We start from the raw sequence: 25,396 nt of genomic DNA on the forward strand, positions 1-25,396 counted from the left end.
TGTCACGCCGGGGGTCGCGGGTTCGAGTCCCGTCCACTCCGCCATTTATTTAAGACACAGTTAAGTCTTTAAAATAACTACAGGGGTGTAGCTCCAACTGGCAGAGCAGCGGATTCCAAATCCGCGTGTTGGGAGTTCGAATCTCTCCACCCCTGCCATCTTCAAGAAAGCCTCAACAGTAATGTCGGGGCTTTTTTACGTTTGTATTATTATGATCGAGTGTGTGGAATGTTAACTGGCAGAGCAGCGGATTCGCCATTCCGAAAATCAGCGCGTGTTGGGCGTTCGAGTATCGTAACCCCTGCCATCTTAAAGAAGGCTCATATCGAAAGGTATGAGCCTTTTTGCTATCTGTAATTTATGAATATAGTTCTTACTGACAGATCAGCGGATTCGCCATTCTGAAAATCAGCGCGTGTTGGGAGTTCGAATATCGTAATCCCTAGCCATATTAAAGAAATATGACGGTGATGCTGATTAATAATTTAAAGCATCTTGAGCAATAACGTCAGCAGCTTTCTCGCTCAGCATATAAATCGCAATAGCAGGGAAGAATCCGGGTATTTTGGGGAAAACACTCGCATCCACAACCCGAAGAGCCTCTGTTCCATGTACCTTGAAATTGCTATCCAAGACCGCCATAGGATCATTGATAGTCCCAATTTTTGCCGTACAAGAAGCATGATGCCCCCATGATTCATTCATAATAAAGTTCTGAATCTCTCTATCAGTATTGATATGTTTCCCCGGCCATACTTCTTTATGGAATACTTTATTAAAGGTTATTTTTGTTGAGTTATGTGCTGTTTTTCTGATTAATTTAACGCCTTTCATTATAGCTTCAAGATCATCGTAATGCTCATTGCTCGGCATAACTCCTGCTTGAGGATCACCAAAATATTTAAAGTTTATTATTGGTGTATCAAGTGGATCAGCACTTCGTAGCGATACGATACCTCTATTGTTACTATGACCTTTTAATAATAACCATGTGTATTGATTATCGGGATCAAAAGTATCTTCGCTGTAACCGGGGTAATAACCTTTGAATGTTCCACCGATGGCAAACATGTATAAATCAGGATCTAATTGATTGATGGCATGATTTATCGCTTTAGTATTACCTCGACGGTCATAGCGTTGAGATTTTGTCACCATACTGATTAAGGCGCCTGGTTGGGTGTAAACGCCTTTTTGATTGTACTCCCAATCATGATGACAATTATCTTTATGGTATGGATTAAAGTTACAGTCAGTTAATGCAGGGAAGTTTTTAGGTCCAAAATCAAAAATCCAAAAGCGACGTCTTTTTTCAAACACTAAGGGGATTTCATAACGATCTTGTAGATTTTTTCCCACTCCAGGTAGATTTACTTTTACGGTAATACCGTGTTTTTGTAATTCATGTTGGTCGCCAATACCGGATAGCATGAGAAGTTGTGGGGTATTAAATGCACCAGCGGATAAAATAACTTCTTTGTTAGCTCGATAGTAGGTTGGATCTGGCGCAATTGTTCTTGTGGAGTGTCTATCAGCTCTATATAAATTAGTGCCGTGTAAAACTTCTACACCTTCTGCTTTTTGAAGCGTGTTGTTTGTATTAACCATGATGACTTTTGTTGCTAATGTTTTTGTTTTTAGCGTTAACGGGTACCCAGCTTCAATGGTGGAAAGAATACGACCCGCAACCCCAGATCTCCGTCCACGCTCATCAACGGCAACAGGAATTTGATATAAACCTTCCGGTTCATTGTCGTTACGAAGTCTATTTATATCTTTAAATGGAAATAAAAAACTTGGATGATCGGCTTTTCCTTTATCTGCTTGTTTGGCTGCACCCGCAAAAATATCTAAATAGCTCGATTTAACCGCAGGAGATAAAGGAGAATGTAATTGTCCGTTTTGATTTGGTGTTAATAGCGCATTATGGCTGATCGGTAACCAACCTTGACGACCATGACCACTGTACTCATTTTTACCGTAAAGGTTACGTTCAACTTTGGTGAGGTAGTGGTGCATATTGTTTGCTGACCAAGAATCATCACCCGTAATTGTGGCTATGTTATCCCAATCACTGTTGTGTGGAATGACGGATATCATGGCATTGACTGCAGTTGATCCCCCAATTGTGGATCCTCTAGGGTAAAAAATCCCGTTTGAGCCGTTAGGGCAACCTGATTTTTGTGGACAATGTTTGCTGTCTGATTTATTTCGGTTGGGATCACTGTAATGATTGATGAAATATTGCCAAGATAATCTTGGATGTTCACTCGCTTTAACATGTAAGGCGGGAACATCCATAAAGTCTTTGTCTTCTGCTCTGAGTTCACCCGCTTCAATGAGTAAGACAGTGTATCCGCGTTCGGCTAGACTTGAGGCTAATGGACCACCGCCAGCCCCTGCACCAACGACAATATAATCATAACTTTCTTTATAATTTTCAGCATTAGCGATAACTGAAAATGGTAGTAATAGTCCAATTAATAATCCTTTATTGACTAGCATTATTGATTTTTTGATAAGTAATCGTAAAGTCGTAGTTGTTAACATATTGAAATACCCAAATTATTTTAACAGTTAAAAAAACAGGTTATATGTGTAGCATATGAGTAGTAGAGTTCTAAATATAGTTACTAATATGTGCTATATCAATAATAAGAGTTATAGCTAAAGATAGATGCAATGATTGCGAAGAATAAAAAGTCGAGATCGGATGATATTAAGTGGTAATGTAGTAGAGTAAATAGTCAATTTTTGGGAGTTTTTATGCCACATCTTCGTTTTCGTGCGATTGCATTTGATACCGTAAAGCTGCTATCAACAGCGTTAGTTGATGATTTACAGCCATTAATGGAATGCCCTCGTGAAGATTTTACATTAGAACATATTCCCGCTTCATTTATCTTTGATGGTGAAGTGTCTGATGCTTACCCGTTTATTGAAGTGTTTTGGTTTGATCGTGGTCAAGAGGCTCAAGATAATGTTGCTGCAGTGATTACTGCTGCTATAAGGACTACGGTTGAGGATAATAATCAAGATGTAGCCGTTATTTTTACAGCGCTGACACCTTCAGCATATTACGATAATGGTAAGCATTATTAAGCCATAATTATTCCTGTCTCTGATTTATTCTTTTTAATTTTATGATGACATTAGCCCATTAATCTAATGGGCTAAGTTGTCTATGTAGGCGCTATTATGGCACGCAGAACAAAAACAAAAGTGGTTGCTGGTTTAGGTGTCGTGGCTGGCGCGTTGGGGTTAGGGGCATTTAATTCATCGTTTGATGTAACAATGCAACCTGAAGTGACCAATGAAGTTTTTGCCCCACATTTCACTTATCGTTGTATTGAAAGTGAAATTGCGCCACCGCTCGATAATAATGGCGTACTGACCGTTGCTGTATGGAATATCTATAAGCAACAACGTCCTAATTGGCGTCAAGCATTAGAAGGGTTTACTCAGAAAAGTGATTTGGTGTTATTGCAAGAAGCGAGTTTAAACACTGATCTGAAAAATTATTTAGATGCTAATCATTGGCAAGTGAGAATGGCTAATGCATTTCGCTTTCTTGATACACCAGCGGGTGTGATGAATTTATCGCGGGTATCTTCACGTCAAACATGTGCTTATTTGGCAATGGAACCATGGTTACGCTTGCCTAAATCTGCGTTATTATCGCAATTTACACTATCTGATGGTCAAACTCTTGCGGTGGTTAACCTTCATGGGGTTAATTTTGCCATTGGCTTAAATGAATATCAGCAGCAATTAGAGAGTTTAAAAACGGTATTAGAACAACACCAAGGGCCAATTATATTAGCGGGCGATTTTAATACATGGCGTAAAGCACGAATTAAAGTGGTACGAGCTTTTGCGCATTCATTGGGTCTAAAAGAGGTGCGGTACCACAATGATCAGCGAGTTCGAGTGCTAGGTAAGCCGCTGGATCACCTTTATTATCGTGATTTGCAGTTGGTGAAATCAGAAGCACCAAAAACAGATGCTTCTGATCATAATCCATTGTTAGCGACGTTTAAATTAACTCACTCAGTAATGCACTAAGCTGAAATAATCAGTAAAGGCCATACAATCAGTGTTAACACCCAAGGCAGCACTGCGACAATAATGGCTTTTGCACGATCAATATCTGTCCATGCACTGACTGCAGTGTAAGTTAAAGCGATATACCATGGTGCTAATAACGGCATGGTAGTCGCTAGTGCAGCCCAGCGATTGTTTAATGGCAATTTTAAAAGGCCATTAATACTGTTTAGGTCAGCAGCATTTGGCAGTATATTATTAGTGTTAAACACAATATTAATATAGCTCGCAATATCACCGATAAACGACGGCAACATAATAAAACACGCCGCTGCAAGCCATTTTCCATAGCTATGTTGGTGGCGGCTGCTTTTAGTGGCTAATTTTAACCATAACGCCAGTACAAAAATTACTGCTGTTCGGCCTGTAATATCACTAAACACTTCACCGGCAAGTAATACTTCTCGGGTTAACCAAGCTTGTGGCGTATTACTACCAAGGTCGCCGAGTTGCGCTTGTATTGTTTGTTGTAGCCATGGCATATCGACATGGTTAAAGTAACGGCCCCACAAAATGAATGAACCAAGAATAATCATTAAATAGGGCAAAATTGCCCATTTCGGTCGTTCATAGATGGCTGCAAAACATTCTATTGGGGAACGAAAAAGATCGATAACAGCGACAATTGGATTTTTAGATGGCGTCATGCTTTTACCTTACGACGATCAATCATTAACTTGAGTTGTTGACCTTGCTTAATATATTTATTGTTAGCTAGATTATTCCATTTTTTAATCTCAGCAACAGAAACATCATAACGTTGAGCGATAACACTTAAACTATCCCCATTTCGTACTTTGTAATGAATAGTTTTATGGTTAGCTATGGTTTTCTTTGGTGCTGTTATTGCTGATACTTTTAAGCGTTGTCCCTTATGTAACACTGCATTGTTACTTAGGCTGTTATGTTGCTTAAGTTTTGCTACGCTAGTTTTGTGCTTACGAGCAATGTTCCATAAACTATCACCTGACTGTACTACATAATGCTGCGCTTCCACATGGACTGCGGCAAGGTGCTGACGATTGACCAATGAAATTGGCGATGCTGGAATAGTCAGTGATTGGCCAATACGAATATTGGTAGTTTTAAGCTTATTCACTTTTTGAATGGCTTTAATGCTGCTGTGATAGCGCTTTGCAATTAATCCTAGGCTTTCACCTGATTTTACACGGTGATGATGCGTAATCATACTAGCATTACGATTCTGTGCTAATTCACGCTTAAAACGACTAACCGTGTTGATCGGTAATAACAGATGATTAAGTCCATTCGGTACAGTAACACCACGACGGTAGGCTGGGTTAAGATCTTTTAATTCACTGGTGCTGATACCTGCAAATTTTGCCGCAATAGTAAGATCCATTTGTACGCCAGGTTTTACGATAGCGATAACGGGCTTATTACGGATGGGTTCGATGTGGAAACCGTATTTTTTAGGGTGCATGATAATATCAGCAACCGCATACAGTTTAGGGACATAACTGCTGGTTTCATTGGGTAAATCAAGCGCCCAATAATCGGTTGGTTTACCTGCGGCTTTATTTTTACGAATCGCATTAAATACGCGGCCTTCTCCGGTGTTATAAGCTGCAAGTGCTTGCTGCCAATTACCATTAAATTTTTTGTTTAGGTATTCTAGTAAATTGAGTGCAGCGGTGGTGGATTTAACCACATCACGACGGCCGTCATACCAACTATTTTGTTTTAAGCCAAAACGGCGACCGGTGTCGGGAATAATTTGCCATAGGCCTGCTGCTGCCATGCTTGAGTATGCATGAGGATCAAAAGAGCTCTCTACAATAGGTAAAAGAGCCAGCTCTAGTGGCATACCTCGTTTTTCAACTTGTTCCGTGATGTAGTACAGGAAAGGTTGAGCACGTTGAGCAATAATTTCAAGATTACGAGGGTTTTTTAAATACCAATTACGGTAATATTGAACATGTTTGTTGTTAGGGATTTTAGTGGTGATCTGCATCGCAATGCGATTCCATACATCTTGCTGTTGTTGAGGTGTTAGTTGCGCCACAACAGGTTGTGTTTCTTTGATGACAGGAATAATCGGTACGACAGTTTTAACTGAAGTATTAGTTGGTTGCTCAACGACAGTTTTTGATTGGTTAGTATCGGCCTGTGTTGTCTCTTTTGTTGTCTGACAACCTGCGATAACAAGCACACTTGCTAAAAGAATTTTGAATTTCATGACAGTCGTTTGTAGCCAAAATGGTTGGTGATAATACTTGCCCAACCACCTTGGTTACAAGGGAATAAATCTTAAAACTCGTCTTTCCAGCGTCGAAGTGCTGCAAATGTTTCAATATCCGAGCTATCGTACGCTTTATCAGCAACGGAGCGTTTAATACTTGGCTGATCACAACGTAAAAATGGGTTAATAAGTTTTTCATTACTAAGGGTAGTTGGTAAGGTACTTTGGCCATTGGCGCGCAGACGATTCACTTGGTCACGGTAGCGTTGCAAGTGAGCATTATCTTGTTCTGCGACCAAAGCAAAAGCAAGATTGCCTGCGGTGTATTCGTGAGCACAATAGATGTTAGTTTCATCGGGTAATGAGGCTATCTTTTGTAATGAATTAAACATTTGTGCTGGTGTGCCTTCAAAAATACGACCACAGCCAGCTGAGAATAATGTATCGCCACAAAATAGTTTTTCATCACCGACATAAGCAACATGACCTAAAGTATGTCCAGGGACACTTAGCACCATAAAACGCTCACCAAAGATATCAACTTGATCGCCATCCTCTACTGGGCGAGTGATTCCAGGAATGGGTTCATCATTGGGACCAACGACTTTGGTGGCTGGGAAGCGACGTTTTAGTTCACTGATGCCACCGACATGATCATGATGATGGTGAGTGATCAGGATTGCATCTAGAATTAAATTGTCTTTTTCTATTGCCTCAAGAATCGGCGTGGCATCCCCAGGGTCAACAACGACGCAATGATTGTCTGGGCTTTGGATCAGCCAGATGTAATTGTCTTTAAATGCGGGTATGCTTTTAACAGTTAACATTAATTTTGTCTCCAGCCCTATCAAGTGTTGAGCAGTATCTTATGAAGCCAGCGCGTACAGTAACACACATTGAAGTTCCTTATACATGGTCGAATGTGATCAATGGTGAATGGGTAGCAGAATTATTACAGACACGACTTGATGAGTGGTGTCCTAAATTGTTCGGTTACCATATGTTAAAGCTTGGCGGCCTCAGTGCAGAGCTGACCAGTAGCCATTGTAATATTCACCATCAAATTTGTGTTGATAAATTCAGCCCTCAACGCACAATTGTGGCAGATGCTTTAGAATTACCCTTCATTGAAAAATCATTTGATGCGTGTTTATTAATGCATCAATTAGATTATACGGCAGATCCTCATGGCTTATTACGTGAAATCGATCGCGTGATGGTTGATGATGGGTACTTGGTATTAAGTGGTAATAATCCTCTTAGCCTATTAGGTTTACGAGGACTCTTGCCCTGGAATCGTAACCACGCACCGTGGACAGGAAAAATGTATCTACCGTTTCGAATCAATGATTGGTTACGATTACTAAATTATGAAGTGGTGTATCAAGAAACGTTTGCGATAGTCCCAGCCATTCGGCATCTTGCGTGTGCTGCATGGCTTGAACATGTTTTATCTGAACCGTTATCTGCGGTGGGTAGTTTATATTTTATTGTGGCACGTAAACGGACTTGTCCATTAAAGCTGATTAAACCAACGTGGAAATTACGTCGACAGTTGGCACCGCTGCGTATTAATTGTCGTACTCAGGCTGAAAAAATAAGCACCAAAACCTCTTCGCGTTCGTAAGCTTAGTTTAATTTGGCTGATAACCGTTATCAGCTTGCGTTGGATTTTCTGCACCCGTACGCGCTAAAACATCACAACGTTCATTTTCTGGATGTCCGGCATGACCTTTAACCCAATGCCATTGAACTTGATGGCGCTGGGTTTCTTTATCAAGCTGTTGCCAAAGATCGGCATTTTTAACTGGCTTTTTATCTGCTGTTTTCCAACCTCTTTTTTTCCAATTATGTATCCATTGCGTAATTCCCTGACGCACATATTGACTGTCAGTGGTAAGATCAACATGACATGGTTGTTTTAAACTGGCGAGCCCCATAATGGCGGCAAGCAACTCCATGCGATTATTTGTGGTCATTAAATATCCACCACTTAGCTCTTTTTCGTGTTGTTTGTATCTTAATACTGTGCCATAACCGCCAGGACCTGGATTACCTAAACACGATCCATCGGTGAAAATTTCTACCTGCTTTATCATTGTGGGTAGTTTTGCCTTAGATAAAAACTTAAGTCTGACACATTAACTACTATGAAAGCCACTAACCAACGCATAATTGTATTTGATACAGAAACAACGGGTATGAACATGACCGGCCCTCATTATGAAGGCCACGGAATTGTCGAAATTGGTGCGGTAGAGATCATTAACCGTAAATTAACCGGTAATACATTCCATGTTTATATCAAGCCTGATCGAAAAATTGATCCAGAAGCGATCGCTGTCCACGGTATTACCGATGAATTTTTACGTGATAAACCTGTGTATGCAGATATTCACCAAGAATTTATTGATTTTATTGATGGCGCTGAGCTTGTCGCACATAACGCATCGTTTGATACCGGTTTTATGGATTATGAATTCCATAAGATGGGCGCATCAATTGCAAAAATAGAAGATATTTGTCAAGTAACCGATACCCTAGAAATGGCAAAAAGGCTATTTCCGGGTAAACGAAATAACCTTGATATTTTATGTTCACGTTATGGTATTGATAACTCACATCGTACGATGCACGGCGCATTACTCGATGCCGAGATTTTAGCTGACGTTTATTTGATGATGACCGGTGGTCAAACATCATTACGTTTAAGCAGTGGGAACGATGATTCGACAACGGAAACCAATATTCGACGTTTAGTGAGTGGGCGAAAAGAGTTAAAGGTTATCCATGCAACGGCCGATGAACTAACAGCACATCAAGATAGGCTTGATTTGATAGGTAAGAAGACTGACGTTATTTGGCGGCTTTAGAGGCATTATGTTGCGGCGATTATGGTTACTTATTTTCTACGTTCTGCTCTGTGCTTGGATATTAATACCAAGTGCTTGGGCACAAACAGAAGCGAGATTAACGTGGCTTGATAATCGCTTTCGCGTGGATCCTGAGATAAAGCAGATAACGTTTGTTGTAACGCGTGAGCAACCGAGCCAGTCAGTAGTATTAGTCGCCCCTGATGGACGTAAATATTATGCTGATCGCCACGCAAAAACGATGTTATGGTATACCGATAAAGGGATGGATATTATTTCGATTACCCATCCTATGGCGGGGCCATGGCAAGCTTTAGGGAAAGTGTCGGCAAATAATGGCATTAGATTCATTTCAAATGTTCAATTACAGGCTGAACCGTTACCCGCACAGTTGTATCAAACAGAAGTATTAAAATTTAGTGCGCAGTTGACCCAAAATAAACAGCCATTATTGTTACGTGATTTTTTAGATCGTGTGCAATTGACGGTGGTTTTTTATCCGCTGACGTCCATATTATCGAATGAGTCGGCACCAATTGAGGTGGGGCAATTTGCAGATGATGGGCAAGAGTATGATGAAGTTGCGGGTGATGGTATTTTTACTGTAGCACTGAATGTGGATGTTGAACCGGGTAAATACCGTGTTGAAATTGCATCAACTAATGGGGTATTTAAACGTGCAGTTGAGCAAACTGTGCTTGTTTATCCAGCGCCTATCACGACCTCATTTGTACAAAGCCATCAACTATTAACCTCGCATAGCGTTAATATTGAGGCTAAAGCCGATCAAACGCTTGCGGGATCATTGGCTGCTTATCTGGTGGTTAAACAACCCCAGCAAAAGCCGAGAATTATTCAACGAAGCTCCCACCGTCAACAATCACATTTAGTTCTTACATGGCCTAATGATGCTCAAATAGGTAAAGCATGGTGGCGAGGTTGGGCGTATGTGACTGACTTATTGACTCAGCGAGAGTTAGTATTTCGTTTATCCCAACAAAACTATGCCCAAGTCGCTGCTGATTTTAGTGCTTCTTTAGCGCAGCAACAGGCAAAACAGCGGCTAATTATTCAGAATGAACAGCAACAACGGTTATTGTGGGTTGTTGTTACTAATATTGTCATCATTATAAGTGTGCTGGTGGTATTATTGATATGGCGACGTAAACGTGCCGCTCAGAGTGATTTAATTGTACCTAAATAAGCATGTGATGCTCAGAGGATTTTTCCTTTGAGCATCACAATGATGCGCTTATTTAAGCTGCACTATTAATCTATGGGGTGGCTTGAAGCGGGTTAATCGCTAATTGTGTTGGATTAAAGTCATCAACATTGATGGTGTCTAACCGTCCAGCTTCTGCTCGATGGAGTAGTTGCGCTTCTTCTGTGGTGATCACGCCGAGTTCTAATCCTATTGCTGCAACCTTATCTAATTGCATGAACGGTAACGGTGTCTTCGCGGCTTGACAAACACGATCATAAATTGGTTCAGCTGCGAGAATATCAACGAGAGCAACTTCCATCATTCCTGCCGCATTATTTGCTGTTGCTTCTAAAAATTGACCACGACCAATACGATCTCGTGTGGCTGATGGTGTTTGAATTATGCGTGCTAGTTGGTGATCTAACTCATCACTGGGTTGGCGACGACGTAATCCTGTCGGTAGCATAATAAACTGTAATCCTTGCGCAATGACTTTATTGGGAAAGTTAGCTAAGAAATGATCAATGGCGACTTCTGCTTGATAAAGTGCATCTTGTAACCCCCAATGTACTAACGCAATGTCTTCCGCTTGTCGGCCTTCGTCGCTATAGCGTTTTAGTGTGGCGGAGGCTAAGTATAATTGACTTAAGACATCTCCAAGACGGGCCGATAAACGCTCTTTACGTTTAAGTGATCCACCCAGTGTTGCCATTGATATATCGGCTAATAATGCAAGGTTTGCACTATAGCGATTCATTTGTTGATAATAACGTTGAGTTGCATCTTTATGTGGTGTTGATGAACCTCGGCCATCGGTTAAACCTAACCAAAAACTACGGGCGATATTGCTAAAAACAAACCCAATATGGCTAAATACTGCGCTATCAAAACGATCAAGTGCACGCTCTGGATCGTCGGCATAAGCGGCATTAATTTCATTGAGTACATAAGGGTGACAACGAATAGCGCCTTGACCAAAAATGATCATTGAACGGGTTAATATATTCGCGCCTTCAACGGTGACAGCAATAGGAGCACCTTGATAACTTCGTGCAAGGAAATTACAAGGCCCCATGCAAATACCTTTACCGCCAACAATATCCATTGCATCAATAATGCTTCGTTGACTACGGTGAGTGCAATGGTATTTTACAATGGCAGAAATAACTGAAGGTTTTTCACCTAAATCTATACCAGCAACAGTTAATGTTGTTGCTGCATCAAGTACATAAGCATTACCGACGATTCGCGCTAATGGTTCTTCAATGCCTTCCATTTTACCGATGGGTAATTTAAATTGACGACGAATACGCGCATAAGCTCCGGTTGCCATTGCGGCTGTTTTTAAACCGCCAGTGGTGTTTGACGGTAAGGTAATACCTCGTCCAACAGACAAGCATTCAACTAACATTTTCCACCCTTGGCCTGCCATGGTTTGGCCGCCAATAATAAAGTCAATTGGAACGAAGATTTTATCGCCTTGGGTTGGACCATTTTGAAAGGGAATATTTAGTGGAAAATGTCGACGGCCAATTTTAATACCATCAATATTGGTTGGAATTAAGGCACAGGTGATACCAATATCTTTTTTATCGCCAAGTAGATGGTCGGGATCGAATAATTTAAAGGCTAAGCCTAATACGGTGGCGACTGGGGCTAAGGTGATATAGCGCTTATTCCATGTCAGTTCCATACCCAGTATTTCTTCACCTTGCCATATCCCTTTTTTGACGATACCAAAATCAGGAATAGAACCAGCGTCTGATCCTGCTTCTGGGCTAGTGAGGGCAAAACAAGGTATTTCATCACCCGCGGCTAGACGTGGTAAATAATAATCTTTTTGTGCTTCAGTACCATAGTGCTGTAATAACTCACCGGGGCCTAAAGAGTTTGGTACTCCAACCGTTGAAGATAAGACCGATGAGACGCCGGTTAACTTTTGTAATACCAGTGATTGCGCATAAGCTGAGAACTCTAACCCGCCATATTGCTTTTTAATGATCATTGCAAAAAATTTATGCTGTTTAAGTTGCTGCCATACTTCAGGTGGCAGATCAGCAAGATCATGAGTGATATGGAAATCATTCACCATACGGCAAATATCATTCACTGGGCCATCTAAAAAGGCTTGTTCTGCTGAGGTTAGGGTTGGAGGCTGAATGGCATGAAGTTTGTTCCAATCGGGGTTGCCACTAAAAAGATCCGCTTCCCACCATACCGTACCAGCATCAATCGCTTCTTTTTCAGTCTGTGACATTTGAGGCATAACATTTTTAAAATATTGAAGTGCTGATTGAGTGATGAATTTTTTACGTAAGATGGCGATATTTAAGGGAAGGGCAATTATGGTAAACGCTAACCAGCTAATAATTCCTGTAACATTTATTAGGCTTCCTAACACTAACAATGCGGCAATGATAGCGGTAAAAATAGGACGAGATATACGGTGATAGGCGAGGATGCCAAGCACACAGATAAAGCTAATTAAGTATATAAATGTCAGCATAGCGATTCTCCGTAATTATATAGCAGCACAGTGTATTGCATTTAGAAAAGGCCCGTTATTGAGTCATTTTTTAGTGCAATATTGCGTAATAGTTTTTTAGAGTATGGCAGTCTTAAATATCAAGGTAAGAGGTCTAACCACTTGGTGTTGATTGTAAGTTATTTTTTAAATAAATGTAAAACATTTAATTCAACAATTAATTAACAATGAGATTGTAAAAACCGTGATACTGCGGTTTTACTCGCATTGATCGAGATCATTGGGGGGGGGGGATTTTCACTTGCGAATTATTAGTGAGGCGTTAACATATAGCACTATTGTGATACTGCTCACGTTATTGCAGCTGTGTGTTTTTTATACAAGTAATAAGTGAGTGGTATTTCCATTTGTTGCCTTTCCCGATTTCCGACTGACAGTTGCCTGCCGGACCCTCTTTTCGGGTTGACATCAATACCTATTTTTTTATGTGCAATAAGCACAGGGGTTTTGTTGTGTTGATTTTTCAAGCTCTCTCTCAAACGTGGAAACAGGGATATTCCCTTTCCAAGCTTCGTGCCGATTTAGTATCAGGTATTACTGTTGGTATCGTGGCTATTCCGTTAGGTATGGCATTAGCAATCGCAGTTGGTGTTCCTCCCCAGCATGGTTTGTATACTGTTATCGTGGCTGGTTTTTTGGCTGCGTTATTAGGCGGTTCGCGTTTTAATATTACCGGCCCTACTGCGGCGTTTGTGGTTATCTTATTGCCAATAACACAGAAATACGGATTATCAGGCTTAATGCTTGCGACAATGATGTCTGGGGTTATTTTGTTACTGATGGGTATTTTTCGGTTAGGACAATTAGTGGCGTATGTCCCTTACCCCGTGACAACCGGTTTTACCGCAGGTATTGGCTTTGTTATTGCGTTTTTACAGCTGAAAGATCTTTTGGGTTTACATGTTTTAGGTAGCCCAATTCATTTTCCTGAAAAAGTAATGGCTTATTCACATGCTATTTCTACCATTAATTATGCCGATGCATTGGTCGGTATTATTACCATTATGACCTTTATTGGTTGGGCTAAACTGAAAACCCGAATTCCACCTCATTTAGTTTCTTTATTTGTGGGTACAGTTTTAGCGCTGGCTTTAAATCACTTTAGCCTTGAGCATGTTACATTGCTTGGTGAGAAATTTAGTTACACCATTGGTAATATTATTGGTCATGGTATTCCTCAAGAAGCACCACAATTTTTACCGTTATGGCAATCAGATACTTTTAACTGGGCAACAGTTATTGAGTTGATGCCATCAGCATTAACGATTGCAATGTTAGGTTGTATTGAATCGTTATTGTGTGCTGTTGTTGCTGACGGTATGACCAGTACTAAACACAACCCTAATGCAGAATTGGTTGGTCAAGGTATTGCAAACATGATCGTGCCTTTTTTTGGTGGTATTCCTGCTACGGCGGCAATCGCACGTACGGCAACCAATATTCGTTCAGGTGCTTTCTCGCCAATTTCAGGCATTATTCATGCTCTGTTTGTATTAGCTGCAATGATAGTCTTAGCGCCTGCGTTATCTTACGTACCTATGAGTGCTTTAGCGGGTTTGCTTATCATGGTCGCGTGGAACATGTCAGAAGCTCCACACTTTGTGCATACTTTAAAAGTGGCACCACGTCGTGATGTTGCTGTTTTAATGACTTGTTTTATTCTAACCGTTGCATTTGATATGGTGGTGGCGGTAATTGTTGGCTTATTATTAGCTGGCGTGCTGTTTATTCAACGTATTGCGAGCTTAACAACCGTTACTATTACCCATGATAAACATCCGCACCTTAAGTTTGGTGATGATGTGGTGGTGTATGACATTAATGGGCCGTTATTCTTTGCTGCGAGTGAAAAAGCCTTCTCTGTGATTGAACATGCAACAATGGAAACACGTGCTGTTGTGCTTGATTTTAGTGATGTATCAACCATTGATATTACCGCGATTCATGCATTTGAATTAGCACTAGATCGGTTATCCGCTTTACCTGTATATTTACTTGGGGTATTACCGCATGTTGAACGTAAATTGGAGCATGCAGGAGTATTTGAACTAACAAATCTTCATTTAGTACATTCAATTACGCAATTACAGCAAACTTTAGTGGTTAATTCTGACAAAGCATCAGATCAAGAGTCGACACTGTAAGTTATTTGTATGTAAACTGCGATTAACGATGTATTACAGCATCAAGCGAGCATATTGCTCGCTTGATTTGTATTTAATGGAAAACATTGAGAGAGCAGCTTATGTATAAAGATCTGATCCGCAGCGAATTGACTGATGCCGCTGACGTCCTTAACCGTTTTTTAAATGACGACAAAAACTTGGCTGATATTGAAGCAGCGGCTAAATTGTTAGCTGATTCATTTAAGCAAGGTGGTAAAGTATTGTCATGCGGTAATGGTGGTTCTCATTGTGATGCGATGCATTTTGCAGAAGAATTAACCGGTCGCTACCGAGACGATCGTCCAGGTTATCCTGGGATTGCAATCTCCGATCCGAGCCACCTATCTTGTGTCAGCAATGATTTTGGTTATGAATATGTATTTTCTCGCTATTTAGAAGCGGTTGGCGCTAAAGGCGATGTGTTATTTGGGTTATCAACGTCAGGTAACTCTGCCAATATTCTAAAAGCAATTGCAGCAGCGCAAGCTAAGGGAATGAAAACTATCGCCTTAACTGGTAAAGATGGTGGTAAAATGGCAGGACTTGCTGATGTTGAAATTCGAGTGCCACATTTTGGCTATGCCGATCGTATTCAAGAAATTCATATTAAAATTATTCATATTTTAATTATGTTAGTTGAAAAAGAAATGGAAAAATAATCGGCGATAGGATGTTAATAAACCAAACTACAATTAACGATTATTGATTTTTAAATGAGCATAATTCAGCGTAAAGAGCAGAAATAAAGATGTGTGAATTATTAGGCATGAGTGCCAATGTACCAACAGATATTTGTTTTAGCTTTACTGGCTTAATGCAGCGTGGTGGTAATACTGGACCGCACCGTGATGGGTGGGGGATCACCTTTTATGAAGGGAAAGGTTTTCGAACCTTTAAAGATCCTAATCCAAGCTGTAAATCACGTATTGCTGAGTTGGTACAACAATATCCAATAAAAAGTCGTGCTGTTGTGAGCCATATTCGACAAGCTAACCGTGGCGGGGTAAGTCTAGAAAATACACATCCTTTTACACGTGAAGTTTGGGGGAATTATTGGACTTTTGCTCATAACGGCCAATTGACTGGTTATGAACAATTAGTAACAGGTCGTAATCAAGCTGTGGGTGATACTGACAGTGAAATTGCTTTCTGTTGGCTAATGAACCAATTAGAAATGCGTTTTCCGGTATTACCGGAAGATATGACCCCTGTATTTGGTTATTTTGCAGAGTGCTGCGATACATTGCGTAAATTGGGTGTGTATAACATGCTGTTGAGTAATGGCGAGTATGTGCTTAGCTATTGTACCAATAACTTACATTGGATCACTCGTCGCGCTCCGTTTGGTAAAGCATCATTAATTGATGAAGATGTAACAATTGATTTTCAACGTGAAACAACGGCGAATGATGTAGTGACAGTGATTGCAACTCAGCCTCTAACGAACGATGAAAGCTGGCAGAAGATGGTACGAGGTGAATTTCGCGTATTCCATTTTGGCGAGACGGTTTACTATACTATCGCAGTAGACGCTAATGCGTGCTAAACCCAATTGATCTGATTTATCAGTGATAATAAAGAGGCGATCTTAATAAGATCGCCTTTTTTGTGAGCATCAAATGATGATTATTGTGCAGCGTAACCTTGTGGTGGTAGTTGATTACCATCTAACACCGCAGACCCATTTTGCATTGATAATCGTTGGCTTAGCAGCCATTGAATAACTAATGGGTAGATATCATGTTCTTGTCGTTGTACACGCTCAATAACATCATCGACACTGTCTGTTGTAAAAATAGGGACTTTTGCCTGTAAAATAACGGGGCCACCATCAAGCTCTTCGGTAACGAAATGGACACTGGTGCCATGTTCGTGATCCCCCGCATCTATGGCGCGCTGGTGGGTGTTTAATCCCGCGTATTTAGGTAACAAGGAAGGATGAATATTGAGCATTCTTCCTTGATAGTAGTTGACGAAACTCGCAGATAAAATCCGCATAAATCCCGCTAACACAATCACATCTGGCTGATAAGTATCAATTTTTTCAATTAAAGCTTGATCATAATCTTGACGATTGGCGTAATTCGTTACCGCGATAGAGGCGGTTTCTATGCTAGCAAGTTGGGCTCGCTTAAGGCCATAAGCATCGGCTTTATTTGAGATCACAGCAGCAATACGGCCATTTTTGATGATGCCATTAGTGCAACTATCAATAATCGCTTGTAAATTACTGCCATTTCCTGAGATTAAGACAACGATATTATGCATAGCTTTAGTTAATCTCTACTTGCTCTTCACCTGCGGCTGCCGTAGCAATATTACCTAGTAGCCATGCGATTTCGCCTTCTGCTTGTAAAATTTCAATAGCAAGTGCAGCTTGTGCTTGTGGTAATGCAATCACTAAACCGACACCACAGTTGAAAGTACGGTACATTTCATAGGTATCGACATTACCCGCTTGCTGTAGCCAGTTAAAAATAGTCGGCCATTGCCAGCTATTACCATCAATAACGGCTTTGGTTCCTTGTGGTAATACACGAGGAATATTTTCCCAGAAACCACCACCAGTGATATGAGAAATAGCGTGGATATCGCAATTTTCAATCATCTTTAATGCTGATTTTACATAAATTTTAGTTGGAGTTAATAAGTGCTCAGACAGTGTTTTACCGTCAAGTTCTTGATTAAGATTGGCTTGAGATACTTCTAGAATCTTACGTACTAGTGAATAACCGTTTGAGTGAGGACCACTTGATCCAACCGCAATCAGTGCATCGCCCGCGCTGACTTTTGAGCCATCAATGATATCTGATTTTTCAACGACACCGACACAGAAACCCGCTACGTCATAATCTTCGCCGTGATACATGCCCGGCATTTCAGCGGTTTCACCACCAATAAGCGCACAGCCTGATTGGATACATCCTTCACCGATACCCGCAACAACACTTGCTGCGGTATCAATATCAAGTTTACCTGTGGCGTAATAATCTAGAAAAAATAGTGGCTCAGCGCCTTGTACAATAAGATCGTTAACACACATAGCAACTAAATCAATGCCGATGGTATCGTGTTGTTTTAAATCCATAGCAAGGCGCAATTTTGTGCCGACGCCATCGGTTCCGGAAACTAAAACAGGTTCTTTGTATTTAGTAGGAAGTGCACATAAAGCACCAAAACCACCAATGCCCCCCATGACTTCAGGACGGTGAGTGCGTTTAACTACGCCTTTAATACGGTCAACTAACGCATTACCAGCATCGATATCAACACCAGCATCTTTGTAACTAAGAGAAGAGTTTTTGTTGCTCACAGATGATCCCTCAAACGTATTAAAGTAAAAAACCAGCATATAATACCAGCAGTTATTACAGCAAGGCAAACGTTTGCGTTAATTTGTTGTAGCAATTAAATTTTAATCAATTACGCATTTGAGACTATCGGCAATCGATTGGCTTGGTATATAATGCTGCGATTTTTTTATTTTTTATAATTTAGTTCCCAGGAGTCGAGATGAAAGTCGTTGAGGTGAAACACCCACTGGTTAAACATAAGATTGGTCTTATGCGTGAAGGTGATATTAGCACTAAGCGTTTTCGTGAATTGGCCACCGAAGTTGGCAGCCTACTAACGTATGAAGCGACTTCAGACTTCGAAACAGAAAAAGTGATGATTGAAGGCTGGAATGGCCCAGTAGAAATCGATCAACTAAAAGGTAAAAAAGTGACTGTAGTGCCAATTCTTCGTGCGGGTTTAGGCATGATGGACGGTGTATTAGAGCATATGCCAAGTGCACGTATTAGTGTTGTTGGTATCTACCGTGATGAAGAAACACTAGAGCCTGTACCTTACTTTAATAAATTAGCCTCAAACATTGATGAGCGTATTGCACTTGTTGTTGATCCAATGCTAGCGACTGGCGGTTCAATGATTGCAACGCTTGATCTATTAAAAGAACATGGCTGTACTCAATTTAAGGTATTGGTACTTGTTGCGGCACCTGAAGGTATTGCAGCACTAGAAAAAGCGCACCCAGATGTAGAGCTATATACAGCAGCTATTGATGAGAAGCTAAATGACAAGGGCTATATTGTCCCTGGTCTTGGCGATGCTGGTGATAAAATCTTTGGTACTAAATAATTTTAGTATTGATTATCGCAGGTATAAAAAACCGGACTGATATGTCCGGTTTTTTTATTTAGGGCAATCGATTATAAATAATAACGACAGTCATTACAGATGCTCAGTATCTTCAACTTGCATACTGGTTGCATCTTCACCTAAATCATGCGGTAAAATTAGGTTTAATAAAATAGCGACTATGCCACAAAGGCTAATGCCTTGAAGACTAAATTCACCAATACCAAATGCCATGCCACCAATCCCAAATACAAGTGTAACAGCAACAATAACTAAGTTTCTTGGCTTATGCAGATTAACTTGATGGGTAATTAAAGTATTAAGGCCAACTGTTGCGATTGAGCCAAATAATAAAATCATAATACCGCCCATCACAGGCACTGGAATGGTTTGTAATATAGCGCCCAATTTTCCAACAAACGCTAATACAATAGCCGTAACTGCTGCCCATGTCATAATCACGGGATTAAAGGCTTTAGTCAGCATCACGGCACCTGTGACTTCTGAATATGTCGTATTTGGCGGTGCGCCGATTAAGGATGCTGCAATAGTTGCAATACCATCCCCCGCCATTGTACGGTGAAGCCCTGGCTTTTTAAGATAATCTTTACCTGTTACGTTAGATATTGCGAGCATATCACCGACATGTTCTACCGCCGGTGCAATCGCTACGGGAATCATAAACAGCACGGCATTAAGATTAAATTCTGGAAAAGTGAAATTTGGCATTGCCAGCCAACTTGCTTGAATAACTGGAGTGAAATCAACAACGCCAAAGCCAAGGCTAGTAATGTAACCGGCGGTGATACCACCGACAATTGGCACTAATTTTAATATTCCTTTGGCAAACACACTTAAGCTTATAGTAACGATCAGTGAAATGGCTGAAATCCATAATGCGATATCATGAGCGACAAGCTGTACGTCACCGCCACCCGTTTTACCAACGGCCATATTCACTGCTGCAGGAGCTAAGCCGAGACCTATCACCATGATCACCGGCCCGACAACAACGGGGGGTAATAAACTGTGAATAAAGCCGACACCGCGTACTTTTATGATGATGCCCATAATTATATAGACAACACCAGCCATCATTAATCCACCCATAGTGCTTGCAGCGCCCCATGTTTGAATGCCGTACATCATTGGAGCAATAAAGGCGAAAGATGAGGCTAAAAAAATGGGAACAGAACGTTTAGTGACGATCTGAAATAATAGTGTGCCAGCACCTGCGCCAAATAAGGCAACATTAGGATCAAGTCCGGTCAGTAACGGAACTAGAACTAATGCTCCAAATGCCACAAATAACATTTGTGCACCTTGAAGAACCTGCATCATGATATTCATCTCTAAGTAAAAAAATCGCGTGATCCTAGCATGGAAGCAAACGATAACCTAGATGAATGAAAGACAAAAAATACTTATAATTGCGCGAATTTAGAACAGGTGGCGTTTTATTTGCATTGGAATAGTCGTTACGCTGTTTAAAATGTGAGTTATCGAATTTGTCGAGTGAATTATTCATGCTCTGCGCTATGATACGGCACCAATGGTGAAACCTGTTGTCTGCTTTAATAGGTCTATTTTTTTGAGTTAATCATGAGTCTTACTATGTTGCGATTTGCATTATTATTTTTAGCCGTATTGGTCTTGCCAGTACAAGCTGCGACGGTGAATGATCTTTATCAAACCCAAGTTACTTTGATTGGGAATGATCAACAAGCAGATCAGGCTGCACGCGAACAAGGATTAGCGAATGTGTTGGTGAAAATATCAGGTAATACTGATGTTCTTGATAACGCTGCAATTAAAACTGCGATTACTAACAGTGGCTACTATATTAGTCAGTTTGGTTATAGCCAAGTAAATGGTCAACATGTCATTGATTTAAGTTTTGATAAAAACCAAATTAAGCAATTACTGATCAAATCAAAAGCCAGTATTTGGAAAGATCAACGTCCAAATATTTTAGTGTGGATGGTTGATAGTGATGGTCAACAACGTAATATTTTGTGGGATCAATCAGCCAATGGGTTGGTTAACGACACCAAACAAGCCGCTGATAGTCGAGGCTTACCATTGACGTTCCCTGTCGGAGATATGACGGATGCAACGGCGGTCAATGTATCAGATATATGGGGTGGTTTTATTGATCCTATCGCATCTGCTAGCGCGCATTACCATGCTGATGGATTATTATTGGTTAAAGCACAACAGCAACCTGACGGAAATGTTAGCTTAAATTGGCAGTTTTACCCACAACAGCCAAGCAAAATAGCAACGACAGAAACACACCCTATTACAGGAACAACGTCAGGTACATTAGCGCAGACATCAACTAACATGATTAATCAAGTGACTGATTATCTAGCAAATAAATATGCCGTTGTTTTAGGCAGTGCCGCAGGGGGGAATATTAATATTGAAGTTGATAATATCCACTCTACCGAAAACTTTTTTGCATTAGAAAAAATGCTTAATGGTTTAACGTCCGTGCATAGCGCAAATGCCATGAGAATTAAAGGCAGCAGTGTTATTTTCCAATTGGATTTACAAGGTTCTGAACAGGCATTCCGTCAAGAAATCAGTAATGATAGCCAAGTACGTCAAACTCAATCTGGCGTAGCTTTTGCAGCAGATCCTGCGGCATCAACATTGATAACAGAAGGTACAACGGCGATGGCTGCGACTACACCGCCTTCTGTGCCTGCAGTGAACGTATTAACAGTAACGCCACAAAATATTTATTATTGGAATAGCTAATAGCGTCGCATTATTGCAATAGCGTGATCGTTCAATGTAAGCCTCGGTAGTTGAAGTGATACCGAGGCTTTTTGGGATGTGTTTAACGGTGACGGCAGTTAATTAATCGTTGTAACGGATGCGTTCTTCACGCTCAACTTGTGATAATCGTTTTAATTTAATGCCAAGCTCTTTAGCGCGTAAACGTGCAAATAGAATGTTACTAACAAAGCAAAGACTAACAATAATCAACTCGATGATAGCTAATCCTTGTTCTCCATCATTGAGGGTGATAAGCGTAACAGCATGCAGAACATAAAACAGTAAAATAAAATTTGCCCATGCATGGGTATAAGGTTTTGCTGCAAGCATTCCGAGTAAGGGGAATAATAAGGGGATGACCCATAATGCGGTAATGATGAGGGCTGATAATTGAGGGTGAGGCGACAGCAGTAATTGCCATAGGCCAATAAAAATAATCAAACTGCAATGACTGAATAATGCAGTTTGACGACAGAAATAGGTCAATCGTTGCATTTTTGGCATGAAGATTCCTTTTCTTAGCCGTTTAATTTACATGCTGTGGTTGCTAAGCGCCGTCCAATGGCTTGAGCAAGTGCTATTTCATCTGGGTGTAATTGTTTATTTGTGCCGTTATTAACATGCGATGCGCCATAAGGTGTACCGCCATGGTGCGTTGTATGTAATAACGGTTCAGAGTAGGGAATACCAACAATTAGCATTCCATGATGTAACAACGGTAGCATCATAGATTGTAGCGTTGTTTCTTGTCCCCCGTGTAATGATGACGATGAGGTAAACACACTGGCTGGCTTACCAATTAATGTACCTGATAGCCATTCAGCACTGGTACTGTCTAAAAAGTGCTTGAGTGGCGCTGCCATATTGCCAAATCTAACCGGACTTCCCATCGCCATGGCTGCACACTGCTTGAGATCATCATGACTGACAATGGGGTCGGATGCTGTTGCTCGCTGTGATGTGGCTGTCGTCGTTAGCGTTGAAATATCAGCCACGGTTCTTAGCACTGCTTCACAATCTGTTATTTGTTCAATACCACGGCCAATATGACGTGCTAATTGACGTGTATTGCCATGAAGACTGTAATAGAGCACTAAGATTTTAATCATTATAAAATACTCAATACATGCTCAGGTGGGCGGCCCACTGCCGCTTTATCATTGTCACTGTTAACCACAATAGGGCGTTCAAGTAATTTAGGGCATGACACTATTGCTTCAAATAAAGCGTGATCCGTTAGTGTTTCCGCATCGAGTTGTTGTTCTTTATATTGTTGTTCTTTAGTACGCATCATTTCACGGACATTGCAATAACCTAGTTGGCGGTAAAGCTGTTGAAGTTGCTCAATTGTCGGTGATGTATCTAAGTAATGAATTATTGTGGGAGTAATTCCTTGCTCTGTCAGTAAGGCTAAGGTTTCGCGGCTTTTTGAACAACGCGGATTGTGATAAATCGAAATAGTCATCGTTAATTCCTGATAAATAAAAAAGTCACTAAAAAGAAGAACGTAAAGCTTCAAATTTAGCTTGTTGAAGGCGAAGTTGATCCAATCGTGCATCATAACGTGCTTGATCAAGTGAGCCTAGTTTTGCTCGTTGCGCCGCTTGAGTGTAGTTGCTAATTGCTAGCCCCCATTGAGCACGTAATGCTGCTAATTCTCCCATCGCTGCTAATTCGCCACCACGCTGATTTTGTTTAGCATAATTTTGCGCTAATAATGCCCAGCCATTAATATCATCTGGGTGTTGATAGCTATAACGATTCAATATTTGAATGCTTTGTTGGTAACGTTGAGCTTCAAATAAGGCATTAGCTAAATTTAACTGTAATACGCTACTTTCTGGTTGATATTGTAAGGCACTTTCTAAGCGGTTGATCGCTTTGTCATAGTGTTTTTGATAGAGATTTAAATCTGTGGCGGCATCTATGTAAAAGGCATTATTTGGCTCAGCAGCAAGGAGTGGTAATAATAATTGCTGGGCTTTAGCGTATTGACCGTTATCAAGATAAACCAATCCTTTACCATAGTTCAGTTCTTTACGTTGATTGGCTGGCGTCTTTTTAAGTTCAGCGTTAAACCAGTTTAAGGCTGATGTTTGGCTAAAACCAACATAGCGAGCAACCATCCGTGATTTTGCCAATAGATAGCGTTCAGAAGGCGGTAATCTCACCACTGAATAATTATTAGCACGTAAGCGACTGTCTGTAATACGTGATTCAGGTAATGGGTGGCTGAGTAACATTGCCGGTAGTTTAGTGGTATAGCGGTATTGTTCAGCTAAACGTTCAAAAAAATGTGGCATCGCCTGTGGATTAAAACCAGCCTTAGCTAATGTAGATATTCCAATTCGATCCGCTTCTTTTTCATTACTACGGGTGTGATTTAGCATCCCTTGCATTGAGATAGCGGTAGTTGCATGGAGTGCTGCTATTCCCGCTTCTGGTGCCGCGATCGTTAATAGTAGTGAGCCGAGCATTGCCGCCATTGTTGCTGGATTTTTTTTCGCTTGATCTTCTAATGAACGTGCAAGGTGGCGTTGGGTGACGTGGGCAATTTCATGCGCAATAACCGAGGCGAGTTCACTTTCAGTTTTGGCATGTAAAAATAATCCTGAGTGAATACCAATATTGCCGCCAAAGAGTGCAAATGCGTTGATCTCATGATTTTTAATTAAGAAAAAATCAAAAGGGGTTTTAACACCGTCAGCATTGACCGCTAATTTATGCCCAAGGTCTTGAATATACTCTGATAATACGGGGTCATTTATAATGGGGCGACTGGCTCGCATCATACGCATATACATCTCACCATATTCAATTTCTTTATCAATGGTTAGAGTTGATGCTGCTGTTGTGCCGATATCTGGTAAAGATGCATTATTCGCTATAGCTGGCAAGCTTGTCATGAACAAGGTTGATAGTAAGAGATAAGTTGGTGCTTTAGCAAATTGGAACATATAAGTAATACAACCACCCTGTCGATTAATATGAGATAACGGAGTCATTATTGATAACCTTCTGCGTTGTTATGACTGCGAATTTTAACTTAGGTTCACTATTGTCATATTTCGCGTTGTGGTTATCTCGCTTATTCCTTGCGGTTAAGGGTACAATACGATAATGGATAATCACTGTCACGCAATTGGAATGGAAATCCTAACACTTAATCTCATTGCGCACCGTTGTCCGTTAGCATTATTGATGGTAAAGCGAGAATGTCGCGATTTATTGTTGACTCAGAAACTTGAAATTAAGGTTTTAGCCGACGGCACTCAAATGGATATTATTCGTTATTTAAAAAACAATGGATTTATTCTTGATATACAGGCTGAAAATACTTATCAGCTGGTTATTACTGTGAAAAAAGGACTGTAA

Annotated in this window: 24 protein-coding genes and 1 tRNA gene; 12 read left to right on the forward strand and 13 right to left on the reverse strand. The window is 40.7% G+C overall.

Going from position 1 to position 25,396, the window contains the following annotated elements; all coding sequences use genetic code 11:
• Nucleotides 1-81 precede the first annotated feature (81 nt).
• Nucleotides 82-158: transfer RNA gene (locus tag Q0V26_RS13830), tRNA-Trp, on the forward strand.
• A gap of 319 nt (nt 159-477) precedes the next feature.
• Here Q0V26_RS13830 and Q0V26_RS13835 read toward each other — a convergent pair.
• On the reverse strand, nt 478-2,550 hold the full coding sequence (locus Q0V26_RS13835; RefSeq protein WP_297482629.1) for a GMC oxidoreductase: 2,073 nt from the start codon (nt 2,548-2,550) through the stop codon (nt 478-480).
• A gap of 216 nt (nt 2,551-2,766) precedes the next feature.
• Here Q0V26_RS13835 and Q0V26_RS13840 point away from each other — a divergent pair, with 216 nt between their 5' ends.
• On the forward strand, nt 2,767-3,102 hold the full coding sequence (locus Q0V26_RS13840) for a DUF1904 domain-containing protein (protein WP_297482631.1): 336 nt from the start codon (nt 2,767-2,769) through the stop codon (nt 3,100-3,102).
• A 96-nt stretch (nt 3,103-3,198) separates the two neighbouring features.
• A complete protein-coding gene (locus Q0V26_RS13845; protein ID WP_297482634.1) occupies nt 3,199-4,065 on the forward strand; it encodes an endonuclease/exonuclease/phosphatase family protein in 867 nt (288 codons plus the stop codon).
• Here Q0V26_RS13845 and Q0V26_RS13850 read toward each other — a convergent pair.
• From Q0V26_RS13850 to gloB, 3 genes are all read right to left on the reverse strand, one after another.
• A complete protein-coding gene (locus Q0V26_RS13850) occupies nt 4,062-4,751 on the reverse strand; it encodes a Yip1 family protein (RefSeq protein WP_297482636.1) in 690 nt (229 codons plus the stop codon). The genes Q0V26_RS13845 and Q0V26_RS13850 overlap by 4 nt on opposite strands.
• A complete protein-coding gene (locus tag Q0V26_RS13855; protein ID WP_297482638.1) occupies nt 4,748-6,304 on the reverse strand; it encodes a LysM peptidoglycan-binding domain-containing protein in 1,557 nt (518 codons plus the stop codon). Before Q0V26_RS13855 ends, Q0V26_RS13850 begins: the two co-directional genes overlap by 4 nt.
• A 71-nt stretch (nt 6,305-6,375) precedes the next feature.
• Nucleotides 6,376-7,134, reverse strand: a complete 759-nt coding sequence (gene gloB, locus Q0V26_RS13860; RefSeq protein WP_297482641.1) for a hydroxyacylglutathione hydrolase — start codon at nt 7,132-7,134, stop codon at nt 6,376-6,378.
• A gap of 41 nt (nt 7,135-7,175) precedes the next feature.
• Here gloB and Q0V26_RS13865 point away from each other — a divergent pair, with 41 nt between their 5' ends.
• Nucleotides 7,176-7,934, forward strand: a complete 759-nt coding sequence (locus Q0V26_RS13865; protein ID WP_297482643.1) for a class I SAM-dependent methyltransferase — start codon at nt 7,176-7,178, stop codon at nt 7,932-7,934.
• A gap of 7 nt (nt 7,935-7,941) precedes the next feature.
• Here the strand turns inward: Q0V26_RS13865 and rnhA are convergent, their stop codons facing one another.
• Complete coding sequence (gene rnhA / locus Q0V26_RS13870) at nt 7,942-8,406, reverse strand: ribonuclease HI (RefSeq protein WP_297482646.1); 465 nt, start codon at nt 8,404-8,406, stop codon at nt 7,942-7,944.
• A 51-nt stretch (nt 8,407-8,457) separates the two neighbouring features.
• On the opposite strand from rnhA, the gene dnaQ reads away from it, so the two are divergent.
• Together dnaQ and Q0V26_RS13880 are read left to right on the forward strand one after the other, a co-directional pair.
• Complete coding sequence (gene dnaQ, locus Q0V26_RS13875; protein WP_297482649.1) at nt 8,458-9,180, forward strand: DNA polymerase III subunit epsilon; 723 nt, start codon at nt 8,458-8,460, stop codon at nt 9,178-9,180.
• Between the two features lie 7 nt (nt 9,181-9,187).
• A complete protein-coding gene (locus tag Q0V26_RS13880; RefSeq protein WP_297482652.1) occupies nt 9,188-10,384 on the forward strand; it encodes a TIGR03503 family protein in 1,197 nt (398 codons plus the stop codon).
• Between the two features lie 70 nt (nt 10,385-10,454).
• Here Q0V26_RS13880 and fadE read toward each other — a convergent pair whose 3' ends face one another.
• Complete coding sequence (fadE, locus tag Q0V26_RS13885; RefSeq protein WP_297482654.1) at nt 10,455-12,890, reverse strand: acyl-CoA dehydrogenase FadE; 2,436 nt, start codon at nt 12,888-12,890, stop codon at nt 10,455-10,457.
• A 464-nt stretch (nt 12,891-13,354) separates the two neighbouring features.
• Between fadE and dauA the strand changes: the two genes are divergently transcribed.
• The 3 genes from dauA (at nt 13,355) to Q0V26_RS13900 (ending at nt 16,640) form a co-directional block, all read left to right on the forward strand.
• The gene (dauA, locus tag Q0V26_RS13890) at nt 13,355-15,073 is read left to right on the forward strand and encodes a C4-dicarboxylic acid transporter DauA (RefSeq protein WP_297482657.1); all 1,719 of its coding nucleotides are present in this window, start codon (nt 13,355-13,357) and stop codon (nt 15,071-15,073) included.
• 101 nt (nt 15,074-15,174) lie between these two features.
• On the forward strand, nt 15,175-15,753 hold the full coding sequence (gene lpcA, locus Q0V26_RS13895; RefSeq protein WP_107277071.1) for a D-sedoheptulose 7-phosphate isomerase: 579 nt from the start codon (nt 15,175-15,177) through the stop codon (nt 15,751-15,753).
• 89 nt (nt 15,754-15,842) lie between these two features.
• Nucleotides 15,843-16,640, forward strand: a complete 798-nt coding sequence (locus tag Q0V26_RS13900; protein ID WP_297482661.1) for a class II glutamine amidotransferase — start codon at nt 15,843-15,845, stop codon at nt 16,638-16,640.
• Nucleotides 16,641-16,720: 80 nt separating this feature from the next.
• On the opposite strand, the gene purN is transcribed toward Q0V26_RS13900, so the two are convergent.
• Together purN and purM are read right to left on the reverse strand one after the other, a co-directional pair.
• On the reverse strand, nt 16,721-17,362 hold the full coding sequence (purN, locus tag Q0V26_RS13905) for a phosphoribosylglycinamide formyltransferase (protein ID WP_297482663.1): 642 nt from the start codon (nt 17,360-17,362) through the stop codon (nt 16,721-16,723).
• A 4-nt stretch (nt 17,363-17,366) separates the two neighbouring features.
• A complete protein-coding gene (purM, locus tag Q0V26_RS13910) occupies nt 17,367-18,407 on the reverse strand; it encodes a phosphoribosylformylglycinamidine cyclo-ligase (RefSeq protein WP_297482665.1) in 1,041 nt (346 codons plus the stop codon).
• 200 nt (nt 18,408-18,607) lie between these two features.
• On the opposite strand from purM, the gene upp reads away from it, so the two are divergent.
• Nucleotides 18,608-19,234, forward strand: a complete 627-nt coding sequence (gene upp / locus Q0V26_RS13915) for a uracil phosphoribosyltransferase (RefSeq protein ID WP_061000219.1) — start codon at nt 18,608-18,610, stop codon at nt 19,232-19,234.
• A gap of 93 nt (nt 19,235-19,327) precedes the next feature.
• Here upp and Q0V26_RS13920 read toward each other — a convergent pair whose 3' ends face one another.
• A complete protein-coding gene (locus tag Q0V26_RS13920) occupies nt 19,328-20,575 on the reverse strand; it encodes a uracil-xanthine permease family protein (RefSeq protein ID WP_297482673.1) in 1,248 nt (415 codons plus the stop codon).
• 261 nt (nt 20,576-20,836) lie between these two features.
• Here Q0V26_RS13920 and Q0V26_RS13925 point away from each other — a divergent pair, with 261 nt between their 5' ends.
• Nucleotides 20,837-22,000: a DUF2066 domain-containing protein gene (locus Q0V26_RS13925; protein ID WP_297482676.1), complete on the forward strand. Its 1,164-nt coding sequence runs from the start codon at nt 20,837-20,839 to the stop codon at nt 21,998-22,000.
• 102 nt (nt 22,001-22,102) lie between these two features.
• On the opposite strand, the gene Q0V26_RS13930 is transcribed toward Q0V26_RS13925, so the two are convergent.
• The 4 genes from Q0V26_RS13930 to Q0V26_RS13945 are packed head-to-tail and all read right to left on the reverse strand — an operon-like array spanning nt 22,103 to nt 24,978.
• Nucleotides 22,103-22,525: a DUF2069 domain-containing protein gene (locus Q0V26_RS13930; protein ID WP_297482678.1), complete on the reverse strand. Its 423-nt coding sequence runs from the start codon at nt 22,523-22,525 to the stop codon at nt 22,103-22,105.
• Nucleotides 22,526-22,539: 14 nt separating this feature from the next.
• Nucleotides 22,540-23,133: an NAD(P)H:quinone oxidoreductase gene (gene wrbA / locus Q0V26_RS13935; RefSeq protein WP_297482715.1), complete on the reverse strand. Its 594-nt coding sequence runs from the start codon at nt 23,131-23,133 to the stop codon at nt 22,540-22,542.
• On the reverse strand, nt 23,130-23,486 hold the full coding sequence (gene arsC, locus Q0V26_RS13940) for an arsenate reductase (glutaredoxin) (protein WP_297482681.1): 357 nt from the start codon (nt 23,484-23,486) through the stop codon (nt 23,130-23,132). Before arsC ends, wrbA begins: the two co-directional genes overlap by 4 nt.
• 28 nt (nt 23,487-23,514) lie before the next feature.
• Nucleotides 23,515-24,978, reverse strand: a complete 1,464-nt coding sequence (locus Q0V26_RS13945) for a M48 family metalloprotease (RefSeq protein ID WP_297482718.1) — start codon at nt 24,976-24,978, stop codon at nt 23,515-23,517.
• A gap of 163 nt (nt 24,979-25,141) precedes the next feature.
• Here Q0V26_RS13945 and Q0V26_RS13950 point away from each other — a divergent pair, with 163 nt between their 5' ends.
• Nucleotides 25,142-25,396 carry a sulfurtransferase TusA family protein gene (locus Q0V26_RS13950; protein ID WP_297482684.1) on the forward strand — a complete coding sequence of 85 codons (255 nt, stop codon included), beginning with the start codon at nt 25,142-25,144 and terminating at the stop codon, nt 25,394-25,396.

The sequence above is a fragment of the uncultured Photobacterium sp. genome, from assembly GCF_947039875.1.
Lineage (GTDB): Bacteria > Pseudomonadota > Gammaproteobacteria > Enterobacterales > Vibrionaceae > Photobacterium.